General features: G+C 37.9%; 13 protein-coding genes. 12 read left to right on the plus strand and 1 reads right to left on the minus strand.

The features are described from left to right. Nucleotides 1-39 precede the first annotated feature (39 nt). From ACH3O9_RS17495 to ACH3O9_RS17550, 12 genes are all read left to right on the plus strand, one after another. Nucleotides 40-909: a manganese catalase family protein gene (locus tag ACH3O9_RS17495; RefSeq protein WP_416442572.1), complete on the plus strand. Its 870-nt coding sequence runs from the start codon at nucleotides 40-42 to the stop codon at nucleotides 907-909. 165 nt (nucleotides 910-1,074) lie between these two features. Next, nucleotides 1,075-2,250 carry a zinc-dependent alcohol dehydrogenase gene (locus ACH3O9_RS17500; protein ID WP_416442574.1) on the plus strand — a complete coding sequence of 392 codons (1,176 nt, stop codon included), beginning with the start codon at nucleotides 1,075-1,077 and terminating at the stop codon, nucleotides 2,248-2,250. 553 nt (nucleotides 2,251-2,803) lie between these two features. After that, nucleotides 2,804-3,916, plus strand: a complete 1,113-nt coding sequence (locus ACH3O9_RS17505; RefSeq protein ID WP_416442576.1) for an NAD-dependent epimerase/dehydratase family protein — start codon at nucleotides 2,804-2,806, stop codon at nucleotides 3,914-3,916. An 11-nt stretch (nucleotides 3,917-3,927) separates the two neighbouring features. Next, entirely contained in the window at nucleotides 3,928-5,949 is a 2,022-nt protein-coding gene (locus ACH3O9_RS17510) for a GDP-mannose 4,6-dehydratase (protein WP_416442578.1), read from the plus strand. A gap of 2 nt (nucleotides 5,950-5,951) precedes the next feature. Next, nucleotides 5,952-6,953 carry an MDR/zinc-dependent alcohol dehydrogenase-like family protein gene (locus tag ACH3O9_RS17515; protein ID WP_416442580.1) on the plus strand — a complete coding sequence of 334 codons (1,002 nt, stop codon included), beginning with the start codon at nucleotides 5,952-5,954 and terminating at the stop codon, nucleotides 6,951-6,953. A gap of 14 nt (nucleotides 6,954-6,967) precedes the next feature. Beyond that, nucleotides 6,968-7,987, plus strand: coding sequence for a Gfo/Idh/MocA family protein (locus ACH3O9_RS17520; RefSeq protein WP_416442582.1), 1,020 nt, complete (start codon nucleotides 6,968-6,970; stop codon nucleotides 7,985-7,987). A gap of 16 nt (nucleotides 7,988-8,003) precedes the next feature. Next, the gene (locus tag ACH3O9_RS17525) at nucleotides 8,004-9,098 is read left to right on the plus strand and encodes a glycosyltransferase (RefSeq protein ID WP_416442584.1); all 1,095 of its coding nucleotides are present in this window, start codon (nucleotides 8,004-8,006) and stop codon (nucleotides 9,096-9,098) included. Continuing rightward, the gene (locus tag ACH3O9_RS17530; RefSeq protein ID WP_416442586.1) at nucleotides 9,095-10,222 is read left to right on the plus strand and encodes a CgeB family protein; all 1,128 of its coding nucleotides are present in this window, start codon (nucleotides 9,095-9,097) and stop codon (nucleotides 10,220-10,222) included. Before ACH3O9_RS17525 ends, ACH3O9_RS17530 begins: the two co-directional genes overlap by 4 nt. Next, the gene (locus tag ACH3O9_RS17535; protein WP_416442589.1) at nucleotides 10,212-11,318 is read left to right on the plus strand and encodes a CgeB family protein; all 1,107 of its coding nucleotides are present in this window, start codon (nucleotides 10,212-10,214) and stop codon (nucleotides 11,316-11,318) included. The genes ACH3O9_RS17530 and ACH3O9_RS17535 overlap by 11 nt, the downstream gene beginning before the upstream one ends. Continuing rightward, on the plus strand, nucleotides 11,315-12,391 hold the full coding sequence (locus ACH3O9_RS17540; RefSeq protein WP_416442591.1) for a CgeB family protein: 1,077 nt from the start codon (nucleotides 11,315-11,317) through the stop codon (nucleotides 12,389-12,391). The genes ACH3O9_RS17535 and ACH3O9_RS17540 overlap by 4 nt, the downstream gene beginning before the upstream one ends. A 3-nt stretch (nucleotides 12,392-12,394) precedes the next feature. Beyond that, complete coding sequence (locus ACH3O9_RS17545; RefSeq protein ID WP_416442593.1) at nucleotides 12,395-13,192, plus strand: TIGR04290 family methyltransferase; 798 nt, start codon at nucleotides 12,395-12,397, stop codon at nucleotides 13,190-13,192. A gap of 125 nt (nucleotides 13,193-13,317) precedes the next feature. After that, nucleotides 13,318-13,800 carry a ferritin-like domain-containing protein gene (locus ACH3O9_RS17550; protein WP_416442595.1) on the plus strand — a complete coding sequence of 161 codons (483 nt, stop codon included), beginning with the start codon at nucleotides 13,318-13,320 and terminating at the stop codon, nucleotides 13,798-13,800. A 42-nt stretch (nucleotides 13,801-13,842) separates the two neighbouring features. On the opposite strand, the gene ACH3O9_RS17555 is transcribed toward ACH3O9_RS17550, so the two are convergent. Continuing rightward, nucleotides 13,843-15,786, minus strand: a complete 1,944-nt coding sequence (locus ACH3O9_RS17555) for an NAD(P)-binding protein (RefSeq protein WP_416442597.1) — start codon at nucleotides 15,784-15,786, stop codon at nucleotides 13,843-13,845. Nucleotides 15,787-15,887: the final 101 nt, after the last annotated feature.

A 15,887-nucleotide genomic window follows, 5' to 3' on the forward strand; every position in this document is an offset into this window, starting at 1 on the left:
AGAATACTTTAATTAACTAATAATCAAAAAACTAAAATTATGTTTTATCACGACGGAAAATTACAGTATGAGGTAAAAGTAGACAAACCTAATCCTCAATTTGCAAAAATGTTGCAACAAGCCATAGGCGGTATAGAAGGAGAAATAAAAGTATGTCTGCAATACTTTTTTCAAGCCTGGGGTGCCAGAGGACCCGAAAAGTATCGCGATATGCTTTTAGAAACCGCAACAGAAGAATTGGCGCATGTAGAATTATTATCTACAGCGGTAGCTCTCAATCTGGAAGGAGCATCAAATAACTTAAAAGACGAAATGGCAAAAGATCCTTTTCTCGATCAAATTATGGGCGGTGCAAATCCGCGCCATATTCTCTCTAGTGGTATGGCTGCTATGGCTGTAGATAGTAATGGTGTACCTTTTAATGGGTCATGGGTAATTGGCACAGGTAATCTGGCTGCAGATATGTATGCTAATGTAACTGCAGAGTCTGCAGGACGTGTACTGGCCACTCGTTTATGGAAATCTACAGATGATAAAGGAATGAAAGATATGCTTTCTTTTCTCATAGCACGTGACACGATGCATCAAAATCAATGGTTAGCAGTTCTTGAAGAGATAGGCGGGCTAAAAGGAAATCACCCTATACCTAACAGCTTCCCACAAGAGGAAGAAAACCAAAACTTTAACTACAACTTTATTTCTACTCATATCAATGGGGATTCTAAAGCTAAAGGAAGATGGAGTGAAGGAACTTCTATAGATGGAAAAGGAGAATTTACATTTGAAAAAGCGGTCCCTCAGGGCAAAAAACCCAATTTAGGAATGCCAGATCCTGCTGCTTTCGCCCAGAAAGAGCAAATGGAAAGTGGTGAGTCTTTTATAAAATCGACTTTAGATAAACTGAAGTAGTATAAAATCATTCTACTAATAAAAGCCTGGATTTTTTCAGGCTTTTTATATTCTAGTACAATTCTAAAAACTTAAATATATGTGAATTACGATTTCATTATAATTATTAGGATTGGGTTATTACTAAATTTCATAAAAACTAATTAACAACTCAAACTTATTTTTATGAAAGCACTTGTATGGCATGGACGCAATGATGTGCGTATAGACAATGTTCCCGATCCTACAATTAAGGATCCTAATGATATAATTCTTAAAATAACTTCAACCACAATATGTGGTTCAGATTTACACCTTGTAGACGGGATGGTTCCCACTACCGAGAAAGGAGACATTCTGGGTCATGAATTCATGGGAGAAGTTGTAGAATTAGGAAGCAATGTGAAAAAATTTAGAAAAGGAGACCGCGTGGTAGTACCTTTTACTATAGCTTGTGGTCACTGTAATTATTGTAATGACACGTTATTTTCATTATGCGATAATTCTAATCCCAATCCAGATTTGGCTAAAGCCAACTTAGGTCACACGATTTCAGGTATTTTTGGATACTCTCATATGTTAGGAGGTTTTGACGGTGGTCAGGCTGAATATGTGCGTGTTCCTTATGCAGATGTAGGCCCTATTAAAGTACCAGACAACCTTACAGATGAACAATCTTTATTTTTATCTGACATTTTTCCTACAGGTTATATGGCAGCAGAAAATGCAGATATAAAACCGGGAGATACGGTAGCTATATGGGGCTGTGGTCCCGTGGGTCAGTTTGCTATACAAAGCGCCTGGATGCTGGGTGCTGGCAGAGTAATTGCTATTGACAATGTTCCTGAACGGCTTAATATGGCAGAAACTCATGGTAAAGCAGAAACAATTAGAACTACTGCCCGTGATGATGTTTATGAGAAATTAATGGAAATGACTAACGGTAAAGGACCAGATTCTTGTATTGATGCCGTGGGTGCAGAGGCACATGGTGACACCTTTATTGGCAAGGCTATAGACAAAACAAAAGAAGTTTTACAAATGCCTATGTCCCGTCCTTATGTTTTGCAACAGATAATGATGAGTTGTAAAAAGGCAGGTACTGTTTCTATTCCCGGTGTTTATATTGGGATGGTTAATGAAGTTCCCTTTGGAGCAGCAATGAATAAGGCTCTAACATTTAAAATGGGTCAAACTCACGTGCAGCGGTATTTAAAGCCTTTAATGGAAAAAATAGAAGGCGGCCTTATTGATCCTTCATTTGTTATTACCCATAGAATGAAACTAGAAGACGCCCCTAAAGCGTATGATATATTTAAAAATAAGGAAGACAATTGTATTAAGGTAATTTTGAAACCCTAATAAAACGGAATTTTAGAACTTTAAAAACGGCTGTTACAAGCCGTTTTTTTTATGCTATAATATATGCATTGGGTTACTTTATTATTTTTTAGAGTTTTTATTATCATTAATAATTGTTTTTAAACTAATAAAACATTGTTTTAAGAAATATTTAAATAATTTCTATTAGGATAAAGCTGCTGTCTCTCCTAAATTTGAATAAGAAAGAAAGAAACTTCTGACTATCAATATAGTTAGTAATTGTTTTTATTCGTGATCCCTTAATATTCTACCCCCGTAGACACGAGTAATAAATATCTCTTTCTTCTAAAGCAACTAACAACCTAAATCTTTATACGATGCTGATAATCGCTTCAAAATTTGCATTGGCTCCTTCTTTTTCAATCTCTTCAGAGTTTACTATTCTCAAAATTGTCCGGCGGGCTTTCGGTTTACTGCAATCGTACCTATTGTACAATAATATTTTATCTCACCATTTCTATTAAAAGCATAATAAGTAATAATCACCTCCACACATAAATAGTTATTTCATTTAAAACCTTAAATCCAGTACATGAAAGGAAAAGTATTAATTACAGGGGGAGCAGGCTTTATTGGCTCACATCTGGCAGATGAACTTATAGATAATGGATACACTGTGCGAGCATTAGATAACTTGTCGCCACAGGTACATGGCGGGCAAGCCAAAAGACCTGATTATTTAAATTCTCAGGTCGAGCTGCAGATAGGAGATGTACGTGATGAGAATGCTGTCTCACAGGCCCTTGAAGGGATAGATACTGTTTTTCACCTGGCAGCTATGGTAGGCGTAGGTCAAAGTATGTATCAAATTAAAGATTATACAGAGGTAAATAATCTGGGTACAGCTGTTCTTTTAGAACAACTCATTAAAAATCCTGTAAAAAAGCTGGTTGTAGCTTCAAGTATGAGCATTTATGGTGAAGGGTTGTATGCAGATAAAGAAGGTAAACCCTATAGCAGTTGCCAAAGAAACATAGAGGATCTCAAAAACGACAACTGGGAGATGCAAAATGAGAGTTCTATTCTTTCTCCCGTACCTACACCAGAAAATAAAAAACCCAATTTATCATCTGTATACGCGCTTTCTAAATATGACCAGGAAAGATTATGCTTGATGACGGGTAAAGCTTATAATATCCCTACTACAGCCCTCAGATTCTTTAATATATATGGCACAAGACAGGCTTTATCAAACCCATATACTGGGGTGCTTGCCATTTTTGCTTCAAGGCTTCTTAATGAGCGTGCTCCCATGATATTTGAAGACGGTTTACAAAAAAGAGATTTTATTCATGTTAAAGATGTTGCTCGAGCATGTAGATATGCCATGGAAAAATCAACAGCTAATAATGAGGTTTTTAATATTGGCAGCGGCAGGCAATACACCGTTATAGAACTCGCAGAGAGACTTGCTGCAGTTATGAAGAAGCATATACAGCCAGAAGTTACCGGCAAATACAGAATAGGAGATATAAGACATTGTTTTGCAGATATTTCTAAAGCCCGTGAACTTTTAGATTTTGAACCAAAAATTGATCTGGAAGATGGTCTTGCTGAACTTGCAGATTGGTTAAAAGATCAAATTGCCATAGATAATGTAAATAAAGCAAGTGTTGAGCTTGCCTCAAGAGGACTAACCGTTTAATGTATTTAAAGATGATCAATGCTGAAATAAAAAAAACACCTGTAATTGGTATACTAGAGTGGTTTAGACCGGGAGAGTATGAAGAAGTAAAAAATGCAATTGCAGACCTTAAAAATATTGGAATAAAGAATTTACGTACCGGTATTTCCTGGGCAGATTGGTATGTAGAAGGTACGCAAGAGTGGTACGACTGGATGTTTGAGCAGTTGCATCAAAACGAAATTGAGATTCTGCCATGCTTTCTTTACACACCTCCTTCTATTGGTGTGGTGGCAAAAACTTCATCACCACCCAAATATCTTAAAGCCTATGCAGATTTTATTGATGTTATGATAACCCGCTATGGGAAGTATTTTGAATGGGTAGAATTATGGAACGAACCCAATAATCAAATTGAATATGATTTCACTTTAGATTATTCATGGAACAAGTTCTCTACCATGATAGATATGGCTGCCTTTTGGGCAAAAGAAAGAGGAAAGAAAACCCTCCTGGGCGGCATGAGCCCCATAGACCCAAACTGGTTACAAATGATGGCCGAAAAAGGTACACTAGAAAATATTGATGCAATAGGCATTCATGGGTTTCCTCACGTCTTTGACCAGCAGTGGGAAGGATGGAAGGAAAATATTAACCATGTAAAAAAAGTACTCGAGCGTTTTGACCTTAAAAAAGAACTGTGGATTTCAGAAGTTGGCTTTTCTACCTGGCAGTGTGATGAATATAAACAATTTGAAGAATTTAAAAATGTAATACAAACCAGTGCAGACAGAATTTATTGGTACAGTTTAAAAGATCTCGCACCTAAAAATGCTACCGTAGGAGGTTTTCATCTCGACGAGCGGGAATATCATTTTGGCCTTAAAAAGATTGATGATTCACCTAAGCTACTATATAAGCTATTAGCTAAAAAAGGGGTTAAAGCAATTTTTGATCATGACTATCTACATAAAGAATATTTACTCAACACAGATGAGAATTATATTCTTATAACCGGTGGAGCTGGCTTTGTAGGGACAAATCTTGCTAGCAGACTACTGCAGGAAGGTAAACGCGTCATGATATATGACAATCTTTGTAGAGATGGTGTAGAAGAGAATCTACAATGGTTAAAAAAAGAATATCCTTCATCTCTTTTAATACAAATAGCAGATGTTAAAGAGACGCGGCTACTAGAACAAAGCGTTCAACATGCAGAGGCAATATTTCATTTTTCGGCCCAAGTTGCTGTAACTACTTCACTTATTAATCCGCTTCATGATTTTCAGGTTAATCTGGAAGGCACTTTTAATATACTTGAGGCTATAAGAAAATCATCTCATAAACCACCCTTATTCTTTACATCTACAAATAAAGTATATGGCAATCTTACAGATGTAAGAATGATTGAAAAAAAGACCCGTTATATACCAGAGGATAAGGAAATACAGCTTCGGGGCGTAAATGAAAAAAGAGCTCTTGATTTTCATAGTCCGTATGGCTGTTCAAAAGGAGGAGCAGATCAATATATACTAGATTATTCCCGTTCCTTCGGAATCAAAACAGTTGTATTTAGGATGAGTTGTATTTACGGTCCTCATCAATTTGGAACAGAAGATCAGGGCTGGGTGGCTCATTTTTTAATCAACGCCTTAGAAAATAAACCTATCACCATCTATGGTAATGGCAAGCAGGTGCGAGATATACTCTATGTAGATGATCTGGTGGAAGCTTTTCTGCTTGCCCATAAGCACATTGACCTTGTTAAAGGTGAAGTCTTCAATATAGGTGGCGGCGCACAAAACACAGTGAGTTTACTCGAACTACTTGAAATTATAAAAGATCAAACTGGTGAAAATATAAATACCTCTTTTGAAGAGTGGCGCACAGGAGATCAACAATATTATGTTTCTAACACTACTAAATTTCATGAATTTACAGGTTGGGAGCCAAAGTACTCTGTTGATAAAGGTATTGACTCAATAATAAATTGGCTTACAGCAAATAGAATAACCTCAAAACGTACATCAACTAAAAATGAAATTACCGTATGAGAATGAGCAGAACTTTACAAAGCACGCCACCGGTACACAAATCACAACTTTATAAAGCTGCCGTCATTAAAAATCCAGGTGAATTAGAAGTTATAGAAGTATCGAGAAAAAAGCCAGAAAATGATGAGGTGCTTATAAAAATAGAAGGTTGTGGTGTTTGTGCATCTAATATTCCGGTTTGGCAAGGCAGAGAATGGTTTTCTTATCCTGTAGAAGCAGGCAATCCCGGTCATGAAGGCTGGGGTATAATAGAAGAAGTGGGTGATGATGTGACAAATCTCACCCCGGGACAAAGAGTTACGGGACTATCTTATAACGCTTACGCGGAATTTGACACAGCTAAAGCCGAAAATCTAGTGGTTATGCCAGATTTATTTGACGATAAACCATTTCCCGGTGAACCTTTGGGATGTGCCATGAATATATTCGCGCGCAGTGATATAAAAGCAGGACAAACCGTTGCTGTTGTAGGCTGTGGCTTTTTAGGCCTGTTGCTCATACAATTACTTAAATCTGATGGAGCTAGAGTAATAGCTATTTCACAAAGAGATTTTTCGCTTCAGGCTGCAGCACAATCTGGTGCAGATCACTTGATACCCATGCATGATCATAAAAAAATAATTGAAGAGGTCAGGGATATCACACATGGTAAGTTTTGCGATCGGGTAATTGAAGCTACCGGTAAAGAATGGCCTCTCAACCTGAGTATAGAACTTACAGCAGAGAAAGGTAAATTAATAGTTGCGGGTTTTCATCAGGGAGGTATGCGCAGTTTAAATGTACAGCTGCTTAACTGGAGAGGGATAGATATGATAAATGCTCATGAGCGCGATCCTCAACAATATCTAAACGGAATAAGAAAGGCCTTTCTCGCCATAGAGACAAGTAAAATGGACCCCTTCCCCCTATTTACACACACATTTGCTTTAGCAGACCTAGACCAGGCATTACAAAATCTTGAGCATCGGCCAGATGGTTTTATAAAAGCTCTAATCCTCAACTGAAAAAATATTTAGCTATGCAATTAGAAACCTTAAATAAATCTTCAGTTCAGCATTTAAAACTTGGCTTTATAGGCGTAGGCTGGATAGGCCGTAACAGAATGGAGGTATTATTGAACAATGCGCAAGCAGATGCAGAAATTATCGCTGAAACCGATGCTAAAAACGCCCTAGAAGCTCAAAAATCCGCCCCAAAAGCAAGAAAAGCAGTTTCTATAGAAGAGGTTTGTAAAGCTGAAATTGACGGTGTGGTTATAGCTACTCCCAGTGCAATGCATGCAGCACAGTGTATTCAATCTTTTAATGCCGGCAAATCTGTATTCTGCCAGAAGCCTCTGGGCCGCAGCGCTGCAGAGGTTAAAGAAGTTGTTACTGCTGCTAAAAATGCAGATAAACTACTTGCTGTTGATCTTTCTTATCGCTATACAAAGGCTTTTAAAGCAGTTTATGATCTTATTCAATCTGGTGAACTGGGTACTATTTTTTCAGTCAACCTCATATTTCATAATGCGTACGGGCCAGACAAGCCGTGGTTTTATGATATACACAAATCAGGAGGCGGCTGCGTAATAGATCTGGGCATACACCTGATTGATCTGGCAATGTGGGCGCTAGATTTTCCTGAAGTTGAAGTAAGCACTACTCACCTTTACTCGCGAGGTCAGAAAATAAGTAACATAGGTGAGCAAGTTGAAGATTTTGCAGATGTAAAACTGATTGCCGATAACCATACTTCTATAAATCTGCGATGCTCCTGGCATGTCTCTGCAGGCAAAGATGCTATTATCAAGGCTGAATTTTTTGGCACAAACGGAACCGCAAGCTTTAAAAATATTAACGGTTCCTTCTATGATTTCATTGCTGAAAAATATACAGGTACCTCAACACAAACATTAGTCAATCAACCTGATGACTGGAGTGGCAGAGCGGGCTTAGTCTGGGCTCAGGACCTTCTTGATGGTAAAGGTCACAATGCGAGAACGGCGCAGGAATTCATAAAAATCGCAGAAATTATTGATGAGATTTATGGCAGGTAAACGATTAAAAATATTGATGACAACAGACACACTGGGGGGTGTATGGTCATATGTTTGCCAGTTATGTAAAGCCTTGGCCCTTTATGATGTAGAGATACACCTTGCAGCTCTGGGAAGATGGCCTACTCGTGATCAGGAGAGAACAATTAGTAAAATTCCCAACACCATTTTGTACAAAAGCGATTTCAAATTAGAATGGATGCAGGATCCCTGGCGCGATGTTGAGAAATCAGAAAAATGGTTAACAGCTATCTATCAAACGGTTCAGCCTCATATTATTCATCTAAACAATTTTACAAAATTTAAGACCAGAAATACTTGCCCTGTAATTACAGTTTATCACTCCTGTGTAGAAAGCTGGTTTAGAGCTGTAAAAGGAGAAAATCCGCCACAGGAATTTAAAATTTACCTAAAGCATAAGAAAATCGCCTTAAAACAGGCAAATATCGCCATTTTCCCTTCTAATTCCTTTCGTAAAGAAATCGTAGAGCAGATAGAGCTTAATGTAGAAACACAAACTATTTACAACGGCTGCGATTTACATTCCTCTTCTCGATTAGAAAAAGAAGATATGATCTTATGTTCTGGCCGAATATGGGACGAAGGTAAAAATCTTCACTTGTTATGCCATATCGCACCTCGTCTGCCGTGGCCTGTTTATGTTGCAGGTGAGAATGTACATCCCAATACCGGTAAACCGGTCGAGATAAAAAATGTGTTCTTCCTGGGAAACTTGTCTAAAACAAGTTTAGAAACATGGATGAAAAAAGCTTCAATTTATGTGAGTACTTCTCTGTATGAGCCTTTTGGTTTAGGTGTTTTAGAAGCTGCTAAATGTGAATGCGCTTTAGTACTCAGCCACATAGATACCATGGAGGAGATTTGGCAAGATAATGCTGTTTTCTTTGATCCGCTTGATGCAGAAGACTTATTGCAAATTGTCCTGCTTCTAATCAACAATACCAATTTTAGGCATGATTTAGCCGAAAAAGCATATAAAAAGGCAGGTTTTTATTCCGCTAAAATAATGGCAGAAAACTACTACAACCTTTACCGGGAAATGCTTAACCCAGTATTATTAACAAAACAACCATCAACTGTTAGCATATGAAGTTCGTCCTCTTTTATCACTCTTTGTATTCAGACTGGAATCATGGTAATGCTCATTTCTTACGCGGCATTGTAAAAGAATTAATAAAACGTAATCATGAGGTAGACGTCTATGAGCCTGAGAACGGATGGAGTCTTACAAATCTGATTAAAGATCATGGTGTAGACAAACTTGACGAATTTAGACAGTATTACCCAACGCTGCACCCGCAATTTTATAATCCGGAAGAGCAACTTAATTATAAAGCCATGCTGGGCGATGCAGACGTGGTAATCGTTCATGAGTGGAACAGCAAAGAACTTATTGCAGAAATAGGCGCTGAAAAAGATAAGTATGATTATAAACTTCTTTTTCATGATACACATCACAGAGCAGTGTCTAACATAAAAAGTATGTCACAGTATAATTTTGATAATTATGATGCGGCTCTTGTTTTTGGCAATGTTTTAAAAGAAATCTATGAGCGTAAGCAATGGTTTCCCCAAGTATTTACTTGGCACGAAGCAGCAGATACAGAATTATTTAAACCAGAACGCAATCAAGATAAAGAAGGTGATCTTGTATGGATAGGCAATTGGGGAGACGATGAACGCACAGAAGAATTAAATGAGTTTTTAATAGAACCTGTAAAAGAATTAGGCATAAAAGCGAAAGTCTTTGGAGTACGTTATCCGCAAAAAGCATTAAAAGCCCTCGATGATGCAGGCATAGAATATGGCGGCTGGCTCCCTAATTATAAAGTACCAGAAGTTTTTGCCAGATATAAAGTTACCGTACATGTGCCCAGAAGACCTTATGTGAAAATGTTACCGGGTATACCCACTATAAGACCTTTTGAAGCGATGGCTTGCGGTATACCTCTAATATCCTCACCGTGGCAAGATAAAGAACATCTTTTTTCGCCTGGAGCTGATTTTTTAATGGTCAAGTCAGGAAATGATATGGGATATAGAATTGCAGAGGTGCTTAAAAGTGCACAACTCGCGCAAAGCCTTTCTAATAATGGGTATCAAACAATTTTAAATAAACATACATGTGCTCACAGAGTAGATGAGCTTGAGGCCATTTTAAATCAAATTGAATCGCCATTAGTTAATAAAATGAGAATTAATCATGGAAAATAGTAATCTTAAAATAGCCTTTTTTGGTTCAAGCATAGTTTCTGCATATTGGAATGGTGCTGCAACATATTATCGTGGTATTGTAAAAGCATTGCACAAAATGGGGCACCGGGTGACTTTTTATGAACCTGATATATATGAAAGACAAAAGCATCGTGATATTGACGATCCACATTGGTGTAAGGTCATCATTTACGAGGATGATAAGGTTACCCTTCGCGGCCTGTTAAGAAAGGCTCAGGAAGAAGCAGACGTTATAATAAAGACCAGTGGTGTAGGAGTTTTTGATGAATTTTTAGAAGAAGAAATCGCACATATGAAACGCGATGATAATCTTATTATATTTTGGGATGTAGATGCACCAGCAACTCTTGATAGATTAGAAACTCATGCTAACGATCCTTTTCATAAACTTATACCACTTTATGATCTTATCCTGACCTATGGTGGCGGTAGACCAGTAATCGATGCTTATTTTAAAAATGGTGCGCAAAAATGTATTCCAATATATAATGCTTTAGATATAGACACACATTTTCCTGTTTCACCACAAGCACACTATAAAGGAGCTCTCTCTTTTTTAGGCAATAGATTACCAGACAGAGAAAAAAGAGTAGAAACCTTCTTTATACGACCTGCAGCAAATCTTCCGGATTACAAATTTATTCTAGGCGGGAGTGGCTGGGCAGATAAAGAATTACCAGATAATATCTCCTATGTAGGTCATGTATACACTAAAGATCATAACGCCTTTAACTGCTCCCCGCTTGCTATTCTTAACATAAGCAGGGATAGCATGGCTAAGTATGGATTTTCTCCCGCTACCAGAGTTTTTGAAGCGGCAGGCGCGGGCGCATGTATAATTACAGATTACTGGAAAGGGATAGAAACCTTTTTCACACCTGAAAAAGAGATACTCATTGCAAAAGACGGTAAAGACATAGAAGAAATAATAGAAAATCTTACTCCAGAAAAGGCAAAAGAAATTGGGCAGGCTGCATTTAAGAAAGTTATAGGCATTCATACCTACGCTCACCGAGCCCAATTGCTGGAAGAAGTAATTCAACTCAATCTCCAACCATCAAAACCTAAAATATGAAAATTGTGATAATAGGTCTTTCTATTACCTCTTCGTGGGGTAATGGTCACCCAACAACTTACAGATCTCTTTTAAAGCAACTTGCAGCACGTGGTCATAAAATAACTTTTTTTGAAAAAGATATGTCCTACTATGCTCAAAACAGAGATATGCCTCAACCTGCCTTTTGTGATCTTTTTTTATATAACTCTAATGAGGAGCTAAAAACAAACTATAAGCATATAGTTTCATCTGCAGATGTAGTAATTGTGGGTTCTTACGTGCAACAAGGTGTTGAAATTGGATCTTGGGTTAATCACGTTGCACAGGGTGTAACAGCTTTCTATGATATTGACACCCCTGTGACTCTGGCAAAACTTAAGAAGCAGGATTATGAATACCTGCATCCTGAACTAATACCTCAGTATGATCTTTACTTATCATTTTCTGGAGGCCCCATATTAACACAACTGGAAGAAAAATTTAAATCTCCCATGGCCAGAGCTTTATACTGTTCTGTAGATACAGATCTTTATTATCCTGAGAACAGAGAACCCAATTATCAAATGGGATATTTAGGTACTTACAGTCCAGATCGACAACCTGCTGTAGAAAAATTATTAAATAAAACGGCTTCTATTTATAAAGAAGGAAAATTTGTAGTTGCGGGACCTCAATATCCTAATGATATTAAGTGGTCTACTAACGTAGAACGTATACAACATCTTCCTCCCATTGAGCACCGCAAATTTTACAACTCACAAAAATATGCTCTCAATATTACCCGTGCAGATATGGTTAAAGCTGGTTACTCGCCTAGTGTAAGACTTTTTGAAGCAGCTGCATGTGCAGTTCCCGTTATTTCAGATAAATGGGATGGAATTCAAACTTTTTTTGACCCGGATTCAGAAATTCTTCTCGCAGATTCTACACAGGAAGTTCTTGATTACTTTAACTCAATTTCAGAACAAGACCGCAAACAAATTGGTAAAAATGCGAGGCAACACATCCTTAATCAGCACAGTTCTACGGTAAGGGCTTACGAACTCGAAAAATATTTACATCAGGTCATGCAACTTTCAGAAAAATCATAAAACGTGGATACACAAGAAAGAATACAGGCTTTATCTCCGTGGTTTCACAATATTCACTTACCTGAGGGTCATCAAACCGCTCCTGATCATTTTTTAGGAGATTTCCCTTCATTTAAATGGAATAAAATAAAAGATCATATTCCTGAAGACCTAAATGGATGGAAGGTTCTTGACATAGGCTGTAATGCCGGTTTTTACAGTATAGAACTTGCAAAACGCGGCGCTCATGTTACTGCCATAGACCTTGACGAGCATTATTTAAAACAGGCGAAATGGGTAGCCTCTATGTTTGATCTTGAGGATCGTATAACTTTTAAGCAACAGCAAATTTATGATCTCGCTCACTCATCAGATGAATTTGATCTTATCTGGTTTATGGGTGTGTTCTACCATCTGCGTTATCCTCTCCTGGCGTTAGACATTATTTCGCAAAGAGCGAAGAATTTAATGGTTTTCCAGACCTTGTCCCTTCCTGGTTCAGAAGAGATGGTTGTTCCCGACGATGTTCCCTTTCATAAAAGAGAAATTATGACATCAGGAGCATGGCCTTCTATGGCATTTATACCGAATAAATTAGCTGGCGACCCTACTAACTGGTGGGCACCTAATCACCAGGGAATTCTCTCACTACTAAAAAATTGTGGCTTTAAATATCTTTCTATGCCCGAGGACGAAACATATCTAGTGAGCCGTAACACCACAGGCAGAACAGCTCTTGAAATATGGAACCGTTCTGAATACCTTGCTGCTACAGGGCAGGAATGGCAATTAGAAATTAATACTAAAACAAAGAAATTTTAAAAAATAGCCTTTAAAAACAAAATTTAAAGAGGAGAACTTTAGCAAATGCTTATTATATGTTTAACAGAAATATCTGAAATGTATGCATAACTTAGAGTTATAACAACAAATAAAAAAATTACGACATGAAAACCTTACAAGATTTATTTGAACATCAGTTAAAAGACTTATACAGTGCAGAAACTCAACTTATAGAGGCACTCCCTAAAATGGCAAAAACTGCAAAAGACAAGAAACTAAAGAAAGCCTTTGAAGACCATCTGGAAGAAACTAAAACTCACAAAAAAAGACTTGAAGAAGTGTGTGATGAAATAGGCATAAAGCCTACCGGAGAGGAATGCAAAGCTATGAAAGGCTTGATTAAAGAAGCTGAAGATTTTATTAAAGAAGATGCTGATGACGATGTGAAGGATGCCGGTCTTATTGCTGAAGCTCAACGGGTAGAACATTATGAGATTTCAGGATACGGTACCGTAATTCGTTATGCAAAAGAACTTGGTCATGATAAAGTAGTTAAGATTCTTGTGAAAACTCTTGACGAAGAATATAAAGCCGACGAAGATCTAAATGAAATGGCAGAAAACAGGCTAAATGAAGAAGCTATATAAGAAGTAATGATTAGTCTGAATGAAGAATCCTGTAGCAATTTGTTACAGGATTCTTTTTTTATATAATGCTAAGGCTTGTTCTGCTGCTCGATATCCTTGACTTATCCCGCCCGTCCAGTTTTGGTGACCATTTAATTCTGAATGCCCAATTGCAATGCGCCCATAACCCGCTGCTACAATTTCACGAGGCGAGGGTTTTCCATCTTTACCATAATAAAAACCTGGTGGTTGAGCTAGTCTAGCATGTCCCCATCGGTTTAAAGTTATTCCCGCAATATCCTTTTCTGCGTTAAATCCTGATTCACCAAATTGCTCTGTCATTTGCTCAATAAGCTGTTTCTCATATTCTTCAAATGTGGTTCCAAAGATTTTGTATCGCGCATTTACAGTCTGCTCTTTCAATGGTAAACCGGGTGAATAACAACCCATGTAAAAAGTAAGTATTACAGGTTTGTCAGGATGAAGTGGAGGATTGTAATCGCCTATGACCATCGTCTTTCTAATATTGCAGGAAAATCCAAAACCGTCATTAAACCATTGCGCAGCTGTAATTCCTTTTTCATACATAAATCGCCAGTTAGTCAATGCAACATTGGCGATCATGGCGGGAGCGTAATTAAACTCGCTATATGCATCTTTTATAGCTGCAGGTAAATCTCGTAGAACATGCTTGTTGATCCACCCTCCGGAAGCCATAACAACAGATCTTGCTTTTACGGTATAAGGTTTTCCCTCTTTTTCATAAGTTATCTGTACATAATCAGCTCCTTCTATATCTCCCATATGCTCAACGCGAACAACAGTAGCGCCTAATCGCATGCGTACTTTGTTCTCTTCTTTATCCAGCGCCTCAAAATTAACCTGTTTATTAATTACATCATTAAAGCTGTTACTTCCACCTATAGAATCAGGAATTAGGTCTTTAATAAAATACCGTGCAAAAGCACTATTCCCTCCTGGAAACGAAAGTGGCGAAGCCGCATCTTTACCTCTTGATCTTCCGGTAGCAGGCATACCTACCTGTGCAGCGGCAAAAGCCGAAACCGCATTAGGGCTTGCGCCATTTATTAAGCCAATAATTGGCTCTGCTTGTTTTGTTGCTTCAGAAGATAATTTCAATTCTTTTTCAAGATAGTCTTTGTAAGACATTCCATCCAGTTTGCGCAAATACTCTTCACTCCTCTCTGTATTATTATAATATCTCCATTTAAGTAAATCTGCTTTTGTTTCTTCACTGTAAGGTGAATTCTCCAGATCCTGCCGCCACATATTGTTGACCCACTGCGGCTTTTCTGTTTTATTTTCATTGAAATAATAACCCACATCAACAGCAGATTCTGCAATACCGGTCATGTGCGCATAATTATCAAGTCCAAATTTTAATGGCTTTAGAACTTCATCCCACTTTTGAAATGCAAACTCTCTGGGAATATTCAATTCGTCAAAAAGTTTGTCTGTCATTGACCCTGATCCTTTTCGTGGCACGCCAAAATCATTAGATCCCTGCGGCCCTATTAAATGAATTCCATTTACTACAAATTCATTCCGTTTGGCTTCCCCACCAAAAATGGGATGATTCTCAAGAATGAGACATTTTTGTTCTGCGGTAGCGTTCTTCTTAAAATAGTGAGCCGCGCCCAGACCACTCATACCGCCGCCTACTATTAGCATATCATATATTTCCCCTGTTTCATTAATCGCAACATCTGCATCATATAAGCCGTCTCGCACTTTGTGAGCAGCTTCCATTACTTTCCTCGTGTTTCCAGATGACTGCGCATAATCGCCCACAGCACCATAGCCATTCCAGGAATCTTTAGCTATTGGTTTTAAAGCTGGGTCTTCTGCACACCCAATACTTGTTAGAGCAGTTGCACCACCCAACATTACGCCAGCGGTACCTAGAAATGAGGTGTTAATAAAATCACGGCGGCTAAAAAAGGGGCATTGATCTATAGATTTATCAGAAGAATCTTTGGGTTTCATATTAAAAATGGTCAGGATTAGGACCAAATCTAGTAATTCTAAACTATTTTAAACCAGCACCTGATAAATGGCTTTTTACCACAACTAAAATTTTAAGAATA

Origin of the sequence: Leeuwenhoekiella sp. A16, assembly GCF_047946675.1 — a bacterium.
Lineage (GTDB): Bacteria > Bacteroidota > Bacteroidia > Flavobacteriales > Flavobacteriaceae > Leeuwenhoekiella.